The 15,097-nt window shown below is 31.5% G+C and carries 17 protein-coding genes; 7 read left to right on the top strand and 10 right to left on the bottom strand.

The genetic code is table 11. The features are described from left to right. Positions 1–183: 183 nt before the first annotated feature. Positions 184–744 carry a thioredoxin family protein gene (locus LIX58_RS08875; protein WP_154838356.1) on the top strand — a complete coding sequence of 187 codons (561 nt, stop codon included), beginning with the start codon at positions 184–186 and terminating at the stop codon, positions 742–744. Between the two features lie 44 nt (positions 745–788). Here LIX58_RS08875 and pmtD read toward each other — a convergent pair whose 3' ends face one another. The 7 genes from pmtD to LIX58_RS08840 form a co-directional block, all read right to left on the bottom strand. After that, the gene (pmtD, locus tag LIX58_RS08870; protein WP_154838357.1) at positions 789–1,517 is read right to left on the bottom strand and encodes a phenol-soluble modulin export ABC transporter permease subunit PmtD; all 729 of its coding nucleotides are present in this window, start codon (positions 1,515–1,517) and stop codon (positions 789–791) included. After that, positions 1,518–2,390 carry a phenol-soluble modulin export ABC transporter ATP-binding protein PmtC gene (gene pmtC / locus LIX58_RS08865; RefSeq protein ID WP_126565895.1) on the bottom strand — a complete coding sequence of 291 codons (873 nt, stop codon included), beginning with the start codon at positions 2,388–2,390 and terminating at the stop codon, positions 1,518–1,520. Beyond that, complete coding sequence (pmtB, locus tag LIX58_RS08860; RefSeq protein ID WP_154838358.1) at positions 2,368–3,069, bottom strand: phenol-soluble modulin export ABC transporter permease subunit PmtB; 702 nt, start codon at positions 3,067–3,069, stop codon at positions 2,368–2,370. The genes pmtC and pmtB overlap by 23 nt, the downstream gene beginning before the upstream one ends. Then, on the bottom strand, positions 3,066–3,965 hold the full coding sequence (gene pmtA, locus LIX58_RS08855; protein WP_154838359.1) for a phenol-soluble modulin export ABC transporter ATP-binding protein PmtA: 900 nt from the start codon (positions 3,963–3,965) through the stop codon (positions 3,066–3,068). Before pmtA ends, pmtB begins: the two co-directional genes overlap by 4 nt. Continuing rightward, positions 3,962–4,342 (bottom strand): PSM export ABC transporter transcriptional regulator PmtR, encoded by a 381-nt coding sequence (gene pmtR, locus LIX58_RS08850; protein WP_103328231.1) that lies wholly within the window; start codon positions 4,340–4,342, stop codon positions 3,962–3,964. Before pmtR ends, pmtA begins: the two co-directional genes overlap by 4 nt. A gap of 241 nt (positions 4,343–4,583) precedes the next feature. Beyond that, on the bottom strand, positions 4,584–4,760 hold the full coding sequence (locus tag LIX58_RS08845; RefSeq protein ID WP_154838360.1) for an SE1626 family protein: 177 nt from the start codon (positions 4,758–4,760) through the stop codon (positions 4,584–4,586). 178 nt (positions 4,761–4,938) lie between these two features. Next, on the bottom strand, positions 4,939–5,034 hold the full coding sequence (locus tag LIX58_RS08840; RefSeq protein WP_226386259.1) for a Trp-rich small protein: 96 nt from the start codon (positions 5,032–5,034) through the stop codon (positions 4,939–4,941). A 195-nt stretch (positions 5,035–5,229) separates the two neighbouring features. On the opposite strand from LIX58_RS08840, the gene LIX58_RS08835 reads away from it, so the two are divergent. After that, positions 5,230–6,516, top strand: a complete 1,287-nt coding sequence (locus LIX58_RS08835; protein ID WP_154838361.1) for an aminotransferase class I/II-fold pyridoxal phosphate-dependent enzyme — start codon at positions 5,230–5,232, stop codon at positions 6,514–6,516. Positions 6,517–7,119: 603 nt separating this feature from the next. Here the strand turns inward: LIX58_RS08835 and groL are convergent. Continuing rightward, positions 7,120–8,736, bottom strand: coding sequence for a chaperonin GroEL (groL, locus tag LIX58_RS08830; RefSeq protein ID WP_226386258.1), 1,617 nt, complete (start codon positions 8,734–8,736; stop codon positions 7,120–7,122). A 49-nt stretch (positions 8,737–8,785) separates the two neighbouring features. Next, entirely contained in the window at positions 8,786–9,073 is a 288-nt protein-coding gene (gene groES / locus LIX58_RS08825; RefSeq protein WP_126565901.1) for a co-chaperone GroES, read from the bottom strand. 176 nt (positions 9,074–9,249) lie between these two features. Here groES and mroQ point away from each other — a divergent pair, with 176 nt between their 5' ends. Next, positions 9,250–9,990: an intramembrane glutamic endopeptidase MroQ gene (mroQ, locus tag LIX58_RS08820; RefSeq protein ID WP_154838373.1), complete on the top strand. Its 741-nt coding sequence runs from the start codon at positions 9,250–9,252 to the stop codon at positions 9,988–9,990. Between the two features lie 78 nt (positions 9,991–10,068). Here mroQ and LIX58_RS08815 read toward each other — a convergent pair whose 3' ends face one another. Further along, positions 10,069–11,922: an SdrH family protein gene (locus LIX58_RS08815; RefSeq protein WP_226386257.1), complete on the bottom strand. Its 1,854-nt coding sequence runs from the start codon at positions 11,920–11,922 to the stop codon at positions 10,069–10,071. A 185-nt stretch (positions 11,923–12,107) separates the two neighbouring features. On the opposite strand from LIX58_RS08815, the gene LIX58_RS08810 reads away from it, so the two are divergent. The 4 genes from LIX58_RS08810 (at position 12,108) to agrD (ending at position 15,075) form a co-directional block, all read left to right on the top strand. After that, a complete protein-coding gene (locus LIX58_RS08810; protein ID WP_126565904.1) occupies positions 12,108–12,731 on the top strand; it encodes a nitroreductase family protein in 624 nt (207 codons plus the stop codon). 109 nt (positions 12,732–12,840) lie between these two features. Then, a complete protein-coding gene (locus tag LIX58_RS08805) occupies positions 12,841–13,626 on the top strand; it encodes a carbon-nitrogen family hydrolase (protein WP_154838375.1) in 786 nt (261 codons plus the stop codon). A gap of 739 nt (positions 13,627–14,365) precedes the next feature. Next, positions 14,366–14,938, top strand: a complete 573-nt coding sequence (locus LIX58_RS08800; protein ID WP_154838376.1) for an accessory gene regulator AgrB — start codon at positions 14,366–14,368, stop codon at positions 14,936–14,938. Next, the gene (gene agrD, locus LIX58_RS08795) at positions 14,935–15,075 is read left to right on the top strand and encodes a cyclic lactone autoinducer peptide AgrD (protein WP_126565907.1); all 141 of its coding nucleotides are present in this window, start codon (positions 14,935–14,937) and stop codon (positions 15,073–15,075) included. Before LIX58_RS08800 ends, agrD begins: the two co-directional genes overlap by 4 nt. The last annotated feature ends 22 nt before the right edge of the window (positions 15,076–15,097 follow it).

The raw sequence follows: 15,097 nt of genomic DNA, 5'->3' as shown, positions 1-15,097 counted from the left end.
ATAGTATTAAATTAAATATATCATAATAATTCATTTTCCTACAAAGATATCCCAGGAATTATAAGGATAAATTTTTTTAATTTTAAAATTATTATATTTTTATCAAAAGTATTAAAAATATCAATTTTTCAAAAAACTTGATATAATTATAATAATGTAAATTTATTTTAGGAGGTTTTACTTATGTCTAATTTAGAAACGTATTACAAAAAAAGCCAACCACTTGAAGATTATATTGCAGACATGACAACAAATAAAAATAATGTCTTAGCAATATACGATGCATTTAGTATTCCTTCCAATGACAGTAAAATCGAGAGCTTAAAAAATGCTTCATTCTCAAAGGTCTTAGTGATTACAGAAGACTGGTGCGGTGATGCAATGATGAATCTTCCTATATTAACGCGTATTAGTGAATATTTAAATCTTGAAGTGCGCGTATTTCACAGAGATGAAGACACTGATTTGATTGATCGTTATTTAACTAATGGTACAGCTCGTTCAATTCCTATCTTTATCTTCTTAAATGATAACTTTGAACAAGTTAACGTTTGGGGACCAAGAGCGCGTGAAGCTCAAGAGTTCGTCACTAATTTAAGAGCAGAGAAATTACCTGCGAAAGACGATCCAACTTACGAAGAGAAAGAAAAAGAAGTACATCAAGAGATTGTGTCAAAATATATCAATGACACTGAATTGTGGAATCGAGTGTATGATTCAATTGTTACTAAGCTGTCATTATAGATATTAAAAAAAGTCTGGGTGATTGCCCAGACTTTTTCACTAGCTTAAATATCTCGTTTTGCAGCGTAAACCACATTAGCAATGAATAAAACAACAATTGACGCAATTGAAATGAACCATTGCCAATTTGAAAACTTAATTTTATCAGAATTTGATTTCTCTGTTAAATAGCTGAATGGGATATATTTAAGTGATTTCTGGATGTTATCGCCCCACTCTGGAATTAAACCAATGAATGGTTGAACGAAAGGTACAATAAATACTAAGAAGATACCTAAAGTAAAGATGACTGCTGGTTTTTGTACGATTAATGTTACTAAGAATAGTAATAAACCAAAGAATAGTAAGAAGATAAGATAGAACCAAATATTTGTTAAGAATTTATCTCCATCTAAATTTTTACCATCTGTAGCTGCTTCGATAATTAACATTGTTAAATACGTAATTAAAGTGAAAATGAATGAAATAATAATGATAGAAATTGTTTTCGCAACGACATAACCAATTCTATTTTTTACTTTATTCATGTAAAGCTGTATTGTGCCTTGAGAATAGTCACGTGTAATTGTTTTGATGACTACTAATAAACCAAAGAATAAGAACATCCAATTGGCCATTGGTAAAATCATTGTGTAATCTACTTTATCGTTATTACGAGCCATTAATATTGTAATTAACCCTAATACTGCCCAAATAAGTAATAAAGCAATATATGTTAAATAGCTTTTAAAGATACTAATAATATCATATTTTACTAATTGTAAACTTCTCATTTATTTGTCACCTCTCTGATTAATATTAAAGTACGTATCTCGAAGCGAACTTTTGCGTGTTTCAATAAACTTAGGATAAATATTCTTCTCAGCAAGTGCTTTAATTAATGCTTGATAATCTTGTTGCGCTTTAATATTAATTTCGCCACTCTCTTTATGAGATTGTAAAACATTGAAGTGCGTAGTTAAGTATTCAAGCGCCGTATTGAAATCATCGGGACTCACTTTAACTGATGTATGATCTTGTGGACCGCCATCTTTCATATTTACGTCTTGTACGAAATGGCCATCTCTTAAGAAGACTGCTCTATCACAAATCAATTCAATATCTTCCAATTTGTGACTTGAAATTAAAATCTTCATACCTAAATCATTCACTAATGCTTGAATAGTTTCTAAGACATCGATTGAACCATCAGGGTCCATACCATTTGTAGGTTCATCAAGAATTAAGTATTTAGGTTTATTCATTAGTGATACTGCAATGGCTAGCTTTTGTTTCATACCCATTGAATATTTTTTAACTTTTTTCTTAATGTAAGGTCTCATACCGAATGCATCGATAATCTTATCTGAATACTCCTTATCGAAACCTTTACCTAACACTTGTGCGAATAACTTTAGATTATATAATCCACTTTTATTATCATAAAGTTTAGGATGTTCGATTAAGTAGCCAACGTTTTCGTCGTCTTTTAGACCTACTTTTCCTTTAAAATTAATTATATTACCGTTCATTACTTTCATTAATGTTGTTTTACCAACACCATTTTTACCTATTAAACCAACAATTTGGCTATCTCCAAAATCAAAGTCAATATTATCTAAAACGTTGTTAGAACCATACGTTTTAGTGATATTCTCTAGCTTCATAAAAGCCCTCCTTTTTAATACGACGATTAATATGTCTCCATTGGATAATGTAATTAATTATCATCCATATCACACTTAATAGTAGTAAGCCATAATTGATATATTTCGCATATAGCTGTGTATTTAATGCATTATTTAATAAAAATGTATTTGATGCTGTAAACACCAATGCAATCGTAAACGGTATCACTAACATCATTGAAATAATGTAAACTGCATATGATATATGTTCACGTTTTCGTTCAGTATTTTTCTGAAAAGCAATTGGAATACTGAAGAAATTGACATATACAAATGAAATAGCGGTTGAATAGCGTAAATCATTAATATCAATATTCGTAGCTTGAAAATTATATAATCCTATAATAAGTGCCCCAAATAATGTTAAGACAATACATGTAATATAGTTTGCATTTAACATATCTTTTTTAGAAACTGGTAAGCTTTCATAAAATAGATAAGATGATTTCCCACCTATTCTTCTATGAATTCTAAATAAATGTCCTGAATCTAAGATACTGACTAACATTAGGACTATAGCAACAGGAATGTATATCATAAAGCTCCACGTTGTATTAGCCATTATGATGGCATAAATAGGATTAATCACAAGCAATAGAATGTATAAAGCAATTGTCCAACTACGTAATTTGAGATTTCTAATTAATAGCTGTTTCATTGTATCAACTCACTTTGATGTTGTTCTTGATGTAAATGCATGCGATCAGATTTTTCTAAGTAAATCATCAACTCTTCTATGGAAGGCTGTTTAATATCTACTTTGTTACCAAACAATTCTTTAAATACATGTGCTTGTTGGGTAAACCCTAGATAACCCGTAGACTTTTCTTCCTTATATAGAAATAATTGATTCAATTCCTCATCTAAATCTTCAGTATCGCCTCTTACAATGAAATAATGCTCTTGCAACTCATTACGATAGCCTTGAATTTTTACTTGACCATCTTTTAAATAAACAAGATAATCTGCAATTTTTTCTAAATCTGAAATGATGTGCGTTGAGATAAACACCGTTTTATTCTCATCAATTAATTCTTGCTGTAAAATTTCAAGCACTTCATTGCGAACGATAGGATCTAAACCCGCTGTTGGCTCATCGAATATGAATAACTCGGCGTGATGACTTAATGCGATAGCAAGTGAGAGTTTCATCTTCATCCCAGTTGAAAAGTGTTTAATTTTACCTTTATATGGCAAGTTAAATCTTGCTAAATAATCGTGAAACTTTTTGGTATCCCAGTCGGTATAAAAAGGAGAAATAAAACTTTCTAACTTTTTGACTGACCACTGCTGATTAAAATAAATTTCAGAATAAACAAAACCTATTTTATTTTTAATCCATTGTGGTTCGTGAATCATCTTTTTATCGAAAACTTTAATCTCACCATTATTAGCTTCTAATAAATCCATAATCAATCGAATGACTGTTGTTTTTCCTGCGCCGTTACCGCCAATGAACCCTGTAACAAAACCTTGAGGAACATCGAATGAAATATCTCTAAGCTCAAAAGACTTATTACTATAATTTACATTTCTAAGTTCGATTGCATTCATTCTTCTTCCTCCTCATAAATTAAAGTTAATATTTCCTTTAATTCTTTTAGAGGCATGCCAATAGTCTTAGCTTCTTTAATCATTGAACGGGCTAGATTCTCAATTACAAAGAATTGTTTCTCCTTTAAAATTGAACTATCTTGTTCTTTCACAAATGTTCCTTTACCTCTAATCGTTGTGACGAAGCCTTCTTTTTCTAAATCTTCATAAGCACGTTTGGTAGTAATTAAACTCACTTGCAAATCTTTAGCTAATTCTCTCATCGATGGTAAATGACTACCCGCTTCAACATATCCTTTTAAAATATTCTCTTTAATTTGTTGCTTAATTTGTTCATAAATGGGTTGTTCACTGGTGTTTTTTAAAATTATCTTCATCGCTGTCCCCCTTTAATAACTGTATATACATAATATATACAGTATATACAGATTTGTAAAGTGTTTTTACTGATTTTCTTGAAAATTAAGGATTCTTTAAGGTTTAAGTGTATATATTGTATAGATACACTTTGTGTATAAAAAAGTAGCAAGACTGAAATCGCTTTGATAAAAAGTGAATTTCATCATCTTGCTTCTAATTTAAATTAACTAATTTGATTGTTACTATTTAGAAAATAATTCATTTACGATTTTTACGTCTATCATTACTTCTATTAATAAAAGCACATATCATAAACATAATAGCTGCTAATAATAGTTTAACACCTTGACTTTCATGTCCTGTAGCTTGTAAATAATAGCCAACAACAAATAAGACGATGGCTAAACCAACAAATATTTTGGTTAAGTGTTTCATCATTTTGTGTCACCTCATTAACACAATTATAACAAATTCAATGTTTTATATGTAAACCTTCATAGAGATTGTAAATTGAAATTTATTTATCATATGTTAAAATTATATTGTATCCACGTATTACATTACACAACCCCTAACTTGTACCGGCAAGTTAGGGGTTTCTGTGTAAGGTCATCTATTTATTCTTCCACTTTGATTCCAACCAAACTCGAAAAATAACTAGTATGCCTCCTGTAATTAGAGTCACCATACCTTCTAATAACCACGACATTACACTACACCTCCACAATGAAAAGTGTCATATCTTATGATGACCTGTCATCATTTTAACATAAAAAGCGAACAAATGTTCCCTTTCGAAGAAATAACTAAAAATTCCAGTCCTCTTCCCATAACTAGGCTTTATCTTTATTTAAAATCAAGTTAATATAAGAATGAATGATAAAATTAAAGCGAGGTTATAACTATGAACCCTTTAGCACAAAATTTAAATGATCAACTCGTAGATGAACGTCCTGAAATTTTAAGTATGCTTTCAAATTTAGGCCAAGCAATGTACTATCCTAAAGGTATTCTGTCTCAATCAGCAGAAGCGAAATCAACAAAGTATAATGCAACTATTGGTATGGCTACAAATAAAGATGGCAAAATGTATGCCCAAGCTTTATATGACGTCTATAACCATTTATCTCCAGACGAAGTCTTTCCATATGCTCCACCACAAGGTATCGAAAGCTTAAGAGACTTATGGCAACAAAAAATGTTAAAAGAAAATCCTGATTTAACTGAAGAATCTATTAGTCGTCCTATCGTAACTAATGCGTTAACTCATGGATTGTCATTAGTAGCTGATCTATTTGTAGATAGTGGTGACACTTTATTATTACCGACACACAACTGGGGTAACTATAAATTAATTTTTGATACAAAACATGGCGCTAATATTGAGACTTATTCAATCTTTGATCAAGACGGTCACTATACAACAAACTCATTAGTTTCTACATTAGAAAATTGTAATCAAGATAAAGTGTTATTAATTTTAAATTATCCGAACAACCCTACTGGTTATACGCCTACTAAAGAAGAAGTAAAAACTATTGTTTCAGCTATTGAACAATTAGCTAATAAAGGTACAAAAGTCATTGTCGTTGTTGATGATGCTTACTATGGATTATTCTATGAAGATGTTTATACACAATCTGTTTTCACAGCAATTACGCAATTAGATTCTAAAAACATTTTACCTATCCGTTTAGATGGTGCTACTAAAGAATTCTTTGCATGGGGCTTACGTGTAGGATTTATTACATTCGGTTTAAATAATGACACTGCTAAAGAAGTGATTGAGGCTAAAGTGAAAGGTTTAATTAGAAGTAATATTTCAAGTGGGCCAATGCCTTCTCAAAGCGCGATTCAATATGTACTTGAACATCATGAGCAATTTGATAAAGAGATTCAAGAAAATATTGATACTTTACAAGCACGTTATGAAGTGACTAAAGAAGTCGTTTATGATGATAAATATAAAGATCACTGGACACCATATGACTTCAATTCTGGATATTTCATGGCAGTTAAAGTGAAAGACGTCAACCCAGAAGAATTACGTAAACATTTAATCGATAAATATTCAATCGGTATTATTGCACTAAATGATACAGATATTCGTATTGCTTTTAGTTGCGTTGAAAAAGAAGATATTCCACATGTCTTCGATTCAATTGCACAAGCAATTGACGATTTAAAATAATATATTAAGAGGAACTAAGCTAGTTTAGTTCCTCTTTTTTACTGTTCTACTCATACAAATATATAGGAGTGATAGTATGATTTTTATTTTCTCACTTTTACTAGTAATATCATTTATATCTGCAATTTATCATCTATATTTATATGCGTTTACTACCCCAGGCCATGTGACTAAAAATTTGTACTGGTTTATTGGTTCTCTGGTGGTATTCATTTTAATGGGGGTCTGGTTGATAGAATTGCTTTAAAATGTAGTATTAGTAAATACATAAAAACGCTTTTCTAAAGAATTATCTCTAGAAAAGCGTTTTTTAATTATTTTACAATTTGTTATTTTTACTTTTACTATTTTTTATATCTCTGAATAAATCACTACTACCTAACCAATTAGAAATTGTTTCCATAATGAAACTTATCATTTTCCCTATTAACTCCATAATAAAGACCTCCATTGGCTTTACTTTATATTTACCCCTAATTGAATCTCATTAACTTATTATTGCTTCAACTTTTAATATGAAAATAAAAAGGTCTGTTTCCTATTTTTAAATAGAAAACAAACCTTCGATTTAATCAATAAATATACAAGTTGATAATGATGATTTTACATCATGCCTGGCATGCCGCCCATACCTGGATCATTTTTCTCAGGTTCTGGGATTGTCGCAACAACCGCTTCAGTTGTTAAGAACATAGCAGCTACACTTGCCGCATGTTGTAATGCTGAACGTGTTACTTTAGTAGGGTCTACGATACCTTCTTCAAGCATATTTACCCATTCGTTTGTAGCAGCGTTGAAACCAACACCAGTATCAGCATTTTTAAGTCTTTCCACAATTACTGAACCTTCAAGTCCAGCATTTTCAGCGATTTGACGAACTGGCGCTGATAAAGCTTTAAGCACAATGTTGACACCTGTAGCAACATCGCCTTCAGCTTCAATTTCTTCTACTTTATTATAAATGTTTACTAAAGCAGTACCACCACCTGCTACGATACCTTCTTCTACAGCGGCACGTGTAGAGTTTAATGCATCTTCAATGCGTAATTTACGCTCTTTTAATTCAGTTTCAGAAGCTGCGCCTACTTTAATGACAGCAACACCACCAGCTAATTTAGCTAAGCGTTCTTGTAATTTCTCTCTATCAAAGTCTGAATCAGTTTCTTCAATTTGTGCTTTAATTTGGCTGACACGTGCATCGATGCTGTTATCATCACCGTCACCATCAACAACAGTTGTGTTATCTTTAGTCACTTCAACTTTATTTGCACTACCTAACATATCGATAGAAGCATCTTTTAATTCTAAACCTAAGTCGTCAGTAATAACTGTAGCACCAGTTAAAATGGCTAAGTCTTCTAACATTGCTTTACGACGATCACCGAAACCAGGTGCTTTAACTGCCACTGCAGTAAATGTACCACGCATACGGTTTAATACGATATTAGTTAACGCATCGCCTTCTACTTCATCAGCAACGATTAAAATTGGGCGACTTGATTGAACTACTTGTTCTAATAAAGGTAAAATGTCTTGGAATGATGAGATCTTTTTATCAGTCACTAAGATATATGGTCTTTCTAATTCAGCAATCATTTTATCTGAATCAGTTACCATGTATGGAGATTGATAACCTCTATCAAATTGCATACCTTCTACTACTTCTAATTCAGTGTCTAAACCATTTGATTCTTCAATAGTGATAACACCATCGTTACCTACTTTATCCATTGCTTCAGAAATGTATTTACCAATTTCTTCATCAGCTGCTGAAATAGCACCTACTTGCGCAATTTCATTTTTATTTTCAACTTTTTGAGAAATATCATGTAACGCTTCAACAGCTACTCTAACTGCTTTATCAATACCTTCACGTAAACCTACAGGGTTAGCGCCGCTTGTCACGTTTTTAAGTCCTTCTTGAATCATCGCTTGTGCTAGAACAGTTGCTGTAGTCGTACCGTCACCAGCAATTTCATTTGTTTTATTCGCTACTTCTTGTACTAATTTAGCACCCATATTTTCATAAGGATCTTCTAATTCAATTTCTTTAGCGATTGTCACACCATCATTTGTAATTAAAGGTGCTACATATTCTTTATCTAATACAACGTTACGGCCTTTTGGACCAATAGTTACTTTAACTGCGTTTGCTAATTTATCTACACCACGTAACATTGCTTGACGTGCGTCTTCTGAGAATTTAAGATCTTTAGCCATTATTTGACCTCCGTAAAATTTTAATTTTTATCATTAATATTATTGATTTTTATTTTTCAATGATTGCTAGTAAATCTTCTTCATTTAAAATTAAATATGTTTCGTCTCCACGTTTAACTTCTGTGCCAGTATATTCTTGGAATACAACTGTGTCGCCTTCTTTAACCTCTGGAGCAATCTTTTCACCATTGTCAAGGACACGGCCTGAGCCTACAGCGATTACTACGCCTTCATTTGACTTTTCTTTTGCGCTATCTGTTAACACAATTCCACTTTTAGTTGTTTGTTCTTGTTCTTTTCTTTCGATAATCACACGACTTCCTAATGGTTTAAGCATGATTGTTCCTCCCTTAATAGGTCTCTTTTTAGCACTTAAATAAGCTGAGTGCTAATCTAATTTTTATAATAATCAAAGTTGGTCAATTTTTCAAGTAATATGATTTTTCTAATTTTTGTACATCCCTTATATTTACGATAGAATAGTAATTACTGATAATTATATGGAGGTTTAACATGGCAAGAATTTGGGTGGCATTTTTAACACTACTGATTTATGCATTGGCACAGTTTTTACCACTTTTCTTGGAAAAGACGCCAATGTTTAGTCATCTATCTGGAATGGCTTTAGCCAGAGCAGGCGTATATACACAAGTCATTCTATTTATCATAGCAGCCGTGCTAATTATATGGTTAAATTCAATCATTAAAAATCCTAACACGATAGAACAAGGTCATAAAGAATATAAACGCTATATTATTCCTTGGGCGCTATTAGGATTCTGTATCGTAATGATTTATCAAGTTATTGCTGGCATCATCAATATGTGGATCTTCGGCAAACCACAACAAAGCCCTAACACAGAGAGAATAATGGCGATTGCTAAACAACTTCCTGTGTTTATCGTATTGATTTCTATTGTCGGACCTATCCTCGAAGAATACGTATTCCGTAAAGTTATATTTGGAGAACTATATAGTAAAATTAAAGGTAACCGTATCGTTGCCTTTCTAATAGCATCTATTATAAGTTCATTATTATTTGCAATTGCACATAATGACATTAAATTTTTATTAATATACTTTGGTATGGGTATGATTTTTTCATTAGCTTATGTATTCACTAAGCGTATTGCTGTACCAATCATTATTCATATGATGCAAAATGGCTTTGTTGTATTCATGCAATTCTTCTTTAGTGATGCAGTTAAAGACATACAACATCAAACTAATTTTATTTTACAGTTTTTATTTTAATCTAATTTAAAACGCATCTAATACTCAAATCTTTATTTAATTAAAAGACGAGTGATTAGATGCGTTAATTTGTATTATTTAATTTTTTAGAAGCTTAAATAAATAGCGACCTATTACGCCTAAAAAAATAACAATGATACTACTAATTAAAGTAATATTTATTTTATCAAAATTATATTTCTCTTTTGTTTCACTTTTTTCATCGTCATTAGATTCAATTATCTTTTTATGACTATGAATATCCGCTTCATCTTCATTTGAATGTTTATCACTTGGTTTTTTCAAATCAGGCATTGAACCAATTTCACCTGTAATTAATGCTAATACTTGTTCATCTAGATTTTTATAATAATCTTTGGCATTAAGAGGATTAAAATATTCAAATCTAAAATAATTTGATTTTCGTTGCAAGTTATTTAAATATTCATTGTTAAATGTTTGTTTTCGAAAGAGCCTATAAAAATCTTGATCCGTGACGGTCCCCTCATTTTCACCTAAGCGATTAACACGATTAATAATAAATGGATTATATTTATATGAACCTGTCGCAAGGGTATCGAATCTGTGTAACAATGATGTCCACTTATTATTTCGACTAGTATAATTATTATCATCGTTTACATATTGCTCATCGAAATGATGCTCATTATAGTGGCGGTCATTAATCGTAGACTCGCCGTAATGCCATTGACGATGCATATTCGACTGACTAGATGAAGTATAGTGATCATCTGTTTGAGAACTATGCTTAGTATTCTTATTAGGATATATCTGGTGAATCATCGCATCAGAGACATTTTGATGATTAGGTTCTCCTTTGCGCTTATCATTGTCTTGATAGTTATAGCCCTCATTTCTATTAGACGATTGATGCGGTTTTGATTGTGAATCATTACTATTACTAGACGATTGATGAGACGCATTTTGAGTAGACTGTCCCGAATGTGCCTGATTATTATTCCAGTTTGAATCATGTTTATGACTATTGCCATAGTCCCCTTTATGTTGACCATTCGTTTCGCGAGATGAGTCTGAAGAATCCGATTGACCTTTATCATTATTATTAGAAGGTTTCGATTGATGTTGGTTTTCTTGCGAATCGTCATCTTGATTTGACGGTGTTACATGTGAATTCTCGTTGTGATTTGATGGTGAGTCCTGTGAGTCTTCATCTTGATGTGAGGGCGCTTCGCTTTGATCTTCATTATTAGAATCCTCATTAGAATCGTCCGTTTGATCATGTTCTGATGAAGAGTGAGAGGAATCATCTTTATCCTCATTATCATCTTTACTAGAATTATCTTCAGAACTTTCGCTATCATTATCTTCATCGTGAGGTTTTTCAGTGCTTCCATTATCACCGTCATCATCATGAGGTTTCTCATCGCTACCATCCTCATCGGTATCTGGAATATCCTCTTTTGAATCCTCACTTTGATTATCTTGATTATTCCCATCGTTTACATCATTATTACCATCATCGGCCTCTGAATGTTCATTAGTATTCGCTGTTTCATCTTCATTAGATTGATCAACATTTTCTTCTGATGATGACTGATTTGAATCATCTTCAGATTTAGGGGGCTCCTCAGACGATTCCGAATGAGATGATGACTCTTCTTTTGAATCCACTTCATCCGACTTCTCTTCGACTGGAACTTCTTCACTTTCTGTATGATTTAATTCATCATGATTTTTAGCTTCATCAGTTTCTTTTTCTTGAAAAGGCGGTTCCGAATGACTACCACTATTATCATTATTTGAAGCATTTCCATTTTTAGAATCTGCATCTGATTGTGAAGTGTTTACATCTTCTTGTGTATTCTCGGTTTCTACTGTTTCATTAGATGTTTCCTCTGCATGAACGTGCGGGCCAACTAACGACGTCCCTAAAGTTAGAAGTATAGTTACATGGGCTAATTTCTTTTTCACCAATCGTCACCTCCTTCTTTCTCTTATCACTTCTAGTATAAGGAATATGATTGTCTTATGCATGGAAATAAGAAGAATGATAAAGAATATTAATACTTTTGAAATTTTTTGTTATATTTATTTTACTTATTGAAGTATAATATTTATACTAAACTTGTATTACTTAAAACAAAGGAGACATGGATATGGGTTTATTTGATAAAGAAAATACAAAGCCATTTTTAAAAGAAATCGAAAACCGACGTACAATTTATAAAACAGAAACGTCAATTTCTATTAGCGACGAAGAATTAGAAGAATTAATTGAACATATTATTAAATATATGCCTTCAGCATTTAACTCTCAATCAACTCGTATTGTATTATTATTAAACGATAATCACAGAAAATTCTGGGATAATACAAAAACTGTATTAAAAGATACTATGGGTCCAGACCGTGACTTTGAACCTACAAATCAAAGAATTGAAGGTTTCAAACATTCTTACGGCACAATTCTTTATTTCGAAGATGAAGATGTAGTTAAAGCATTACAAGAAAAAATGCCAAGTTACGCTGATAACTTTGCAAACTGGTCAGTACAAACTAATGCCATGCATCAATTCGCAATTTGGACTGCATTAAGTTCAAAAGGTATCGGCGCATCATTACAACACTATAATCCATTAGTTGATCAAATTACTACACAAGAATTTGATATCCCAGCTTCATGGAAATTAGTTGCTCAAATGCCATTTGGCGATATTCGTGAAGAAGCAGCTGATAAAGAAATACAACCAACTGATCAACGTTTTATCGTTAAAAAATAATTACCATTTTGGGAGCAAGTTAGACAATATTATTCTAACTTGCTCTTTTTTGATTTTCCTTAATTATTTTAGTACATTAAAAATAATCACAGGGATGAGGAGCGATATAATGAAAATTCAATTATTTCAATTTTATGTTGAATACGGAAATGCTGAGAAAAATGAACAGAAAATAAAACAATGGTTCGAGAAAGAATTAAACGAAGATACCGAAGTCGTTGTCTTACCTGAAATGTGGAATAATGGATATGCTTTAGATGAATTATCAAATAAAGCGGATAAAGAATTAGCTAGAAGTTTCCCTTTTATTCAAACACTTGCTAAAACCTATAATGTAGATATTGTAGCTGGGTCAGTATCAAATAGTCGAAATGGCAAAGTATATAACACAGCTTTCACAGTTTCAAAAGAAGGTCAAAGAATTAATAAATACGACAAAGTTCATCTAGTACCTATGTTAAATGAACCAGAATTCTTAGAAAGCGGAAAAACAGTTCCTGAACCATTCACACTTTCTTCAGGTGTTATCGCAACTCAAATCATTTGTTATGATTTACGCTTTCCTGAACTGCTTAGATACCCAGCACGTGAAGGCGCACAAATTGGCTTTTATGTAGCACAATGGCCTACTCCACGTTTAAATCATTGGAGAGCTTTATTACAAGCACGCGCTATTGAAAATGATATGTTTATTATTGCCTGCAATGGTACGGGTAATGATGGAAACACAGACTATGCCGGTCACTCAATAGTAATTAATCCTAATGGAGAAATACTAGCAGAACTTGGTCAAGAAGAAGAAAGTATTGAAATAGATATTGATTTAGATGAAGTAGAACAACAACGTAAGAATATTCCAGTCTTTGGAAATTTAAGATTAGAACTATATAAATAATTTTGTGTTATAACAACATAAAAAGCCGTGAGCTTGGGAGAGACTCACGGCTTATGTTTTATTAAGGGAATGTTTTTTACAGTTATTTTTCAATCTTTTTGGGGATGTTATTAATTATGAAAAATTATCATTTTATACAAATGATGTTACGATAGCTTTTATCGTTGAGAATCATTACCTTCTATTACATTTAATAGCTAAGTTAATCATTCTCGACTGAGTCTAACACTTCAGTCACTTTTTAATAAATATTCATTAATAAGTTGGGATGGCTTACTAATGAATAAATTAACTACACGAAGAAAACAAAGTTAAATTACTTCTACTAAGAGAATTTACTAAATTGACAATGTAGATTCTGCCATTATCAATTATGAAGCTTAACTACAGCTACACAAACACTCCTTCCAACTTGGGGCAAGATAAATGATTTCGCAACTACAAACAAAATCATCATCCTTTACTGCCAATAAAACAATAACTATTAAATTTAAAGACTAAGATTATTAAGTTGTTATCACATCTCTGTGATATGACTATATTAAAACACATACTCCACACATTTTTTCGAAAACTTCTTAACTTGCAATTTTTTATACTAAACTGTATCTTTTTATATGTTAAAATATTACATGTATTTTAAATACAACAGTTAAGTATTAATTTTGAACAGTTAAGCAATGAATTACAGACTGGTTGCACAAAATTGTATAATTGATTTAAGGAGAGTGGCACAATATTGAAAGCAATTGACAAACAAATTGAGCGCTTTGCTTCATACTTACAACGAAAGAATAACCTTGATCATATACAGTTTTTAAAAGTACGATTAGGGTTACAAGTTGTAGTAAGTAATCTAGCAAAGACAATTGTGACATATGGTGCTGCAATCATATTCCATACATTTCTATACACTTTAATTACACACGTTAGTTATTTTTTAATTAGACATTATGCACATGGTGCACATGCTAAATCATCATTGCTGTGTCATGTTCAAAATTTAATTTTATTTGTTGGTTTACCTTGGCTCGTTGTCTATTTTTCAATAAATTTGGGTATAATGTATACGGTTGCCTTAATTGCACTTTTACTGATTATTTATTATGCTCCAGCTGCAACTAAGAAACAACCTATACCATCTCATCTAATAAAACGAAAAAAATTATTATCAATCTTTCTTACAATACTATTGATAATTATTTCGTTAATAGTTTCTGAGCCATATAAGCAACTTATTTTATTAGGTGTAACACTTGAAAGTCTTACCCTATTACCATTCTTTTTTCCTAAGGAGGACAAAAAATTATGACATTGATTACTAGTTTAGTTATTAAACTCTTCACAATCATTTTAGAAACAATCGGTACTATTGCAACATATACACCATGTGCTTCATATTTTGATGAACCTGAAGTTCCTGAAGAATTAACTAAAATAAATGACTAAATTTATCTTTTGAAGTGTGTTA

Source organism: Staphylococcus sp. Marseille-Q1834, from assembly GCF_916858875.1.
Classification (GTDB): domain Bacteria; phylum Bacillota; class Bacilli; order Staphylococcales; family Staphylococcaceae; genus Staphylococcus; species Staphylococcus pragensis.
The sequence above is the reverse complement of the archived record's forward strand: the minus strand, read 5'-3'. Positions and strand labels throughout refer to the sequence as shown.

Excerpts from the sequence above, each read along its gene's own strand:
- LIX58_RS08875 (WP_154838356.1), top strand. The coding sequence starts at position 184 with ATGTCTAATTTAGAAACGTATTACAAAAAAAGCCAACCACTTGAAGAT.
- pmtD (WP_154838357.1), bottom strand. The coding sequence starts at position 1,517 with ATGAGAAGTTTACAATTAGTAAAATATGATATTATTAGTATCTTTAAA.
- pmtC (WP_126565895.1), bottom strand. The coding sequence starts at position 2,390 with ATGAAGCTAGAGAATATCACTAAAACGTATGGTTCTAACAACGTTTTA.
- pmtB (WP_154838358.1), bottom strand. The coding sequence starts at position 3,069 with ATGAAACAGCTATTAATTAGAAATCTCAAATTACGTAGTTGGACAATT.
- pmtA (WP_154838359.1), bottom strand. The coding sequence starts at position 3,965 with ATGAATGCAATCGAACTTAGAAATGTAAATTATAGTAATAAGTCTTTT.
- pmtR (WP_103328231.1), bottom strand. The coding sequence starts at position 4,342 with ATGAAGATAATTTTAAAAAACACCAGTGAACAACCCATTTATGAACAA.
- LIX58_RS08845 (WP_154838360.1), bottom strand. The coding sequence starts at position 4,760 with ATGAAACACTTAACCAAAATATTTGTTGGTTTAGCCATCGTCTTATTT.
- LIX58_RS08840 (WP_226386259.1), bottom strand. The coding sequence starts at position 5,034 with ATGTCGTGGTTATTAGAAGGTATGGTGACTCTAATTACAGGAGGCATA.
- LIX58_RS08835 (WP_154838361.1), top strand. The coding sequence starts at position 5,230 with ATGAACCCTTTAGCACAAAATTTAAATGATCAACTCGTAGATGAACGT.
- groL (WP_226386258.1), bottom strand. The coding sequence starts at position 8,736 with ATGGCTAAAGATCTTAAATTCTCAGAAGACGCACGTCAAGCAATGTTA.
- groES (WP_126565901.1), bottom strand. The coding sequence starts at position 9,073 with ATGCTTAAACCATTAGGAAGTCGTGTGATTATCGAAAGAAAAGAACAA.
- mroQ (WP_154838373.1), top strand. The coding sequence starts at position 9,250 with ATGGCAAGAATTTGGGTGGCATTTTTAACACTACTGATTTATGCATTG.
- LIX58_RS08810 (WP_126565904.1), top strand. The coding sequence starts at position 12,108 with ATGGGTTTATTTGATAAAGAAAATACAAAGCCATTTTTAAAAGAAATC.
- LIX58_RS08805 (WP_154838375.1), top strand. The coding sequence starts at position 12,841 with ATGAAAATTCAATTATTTCAATTTTATGTTGAATACGGAAATGCTGAG.
- agrD (WP_126565907.1), top strand. The coding sequence starts at position 14,935 with ATGACATTGATTACTAGTTTAGTTATTAAACTCTTCACAATCATTTTA.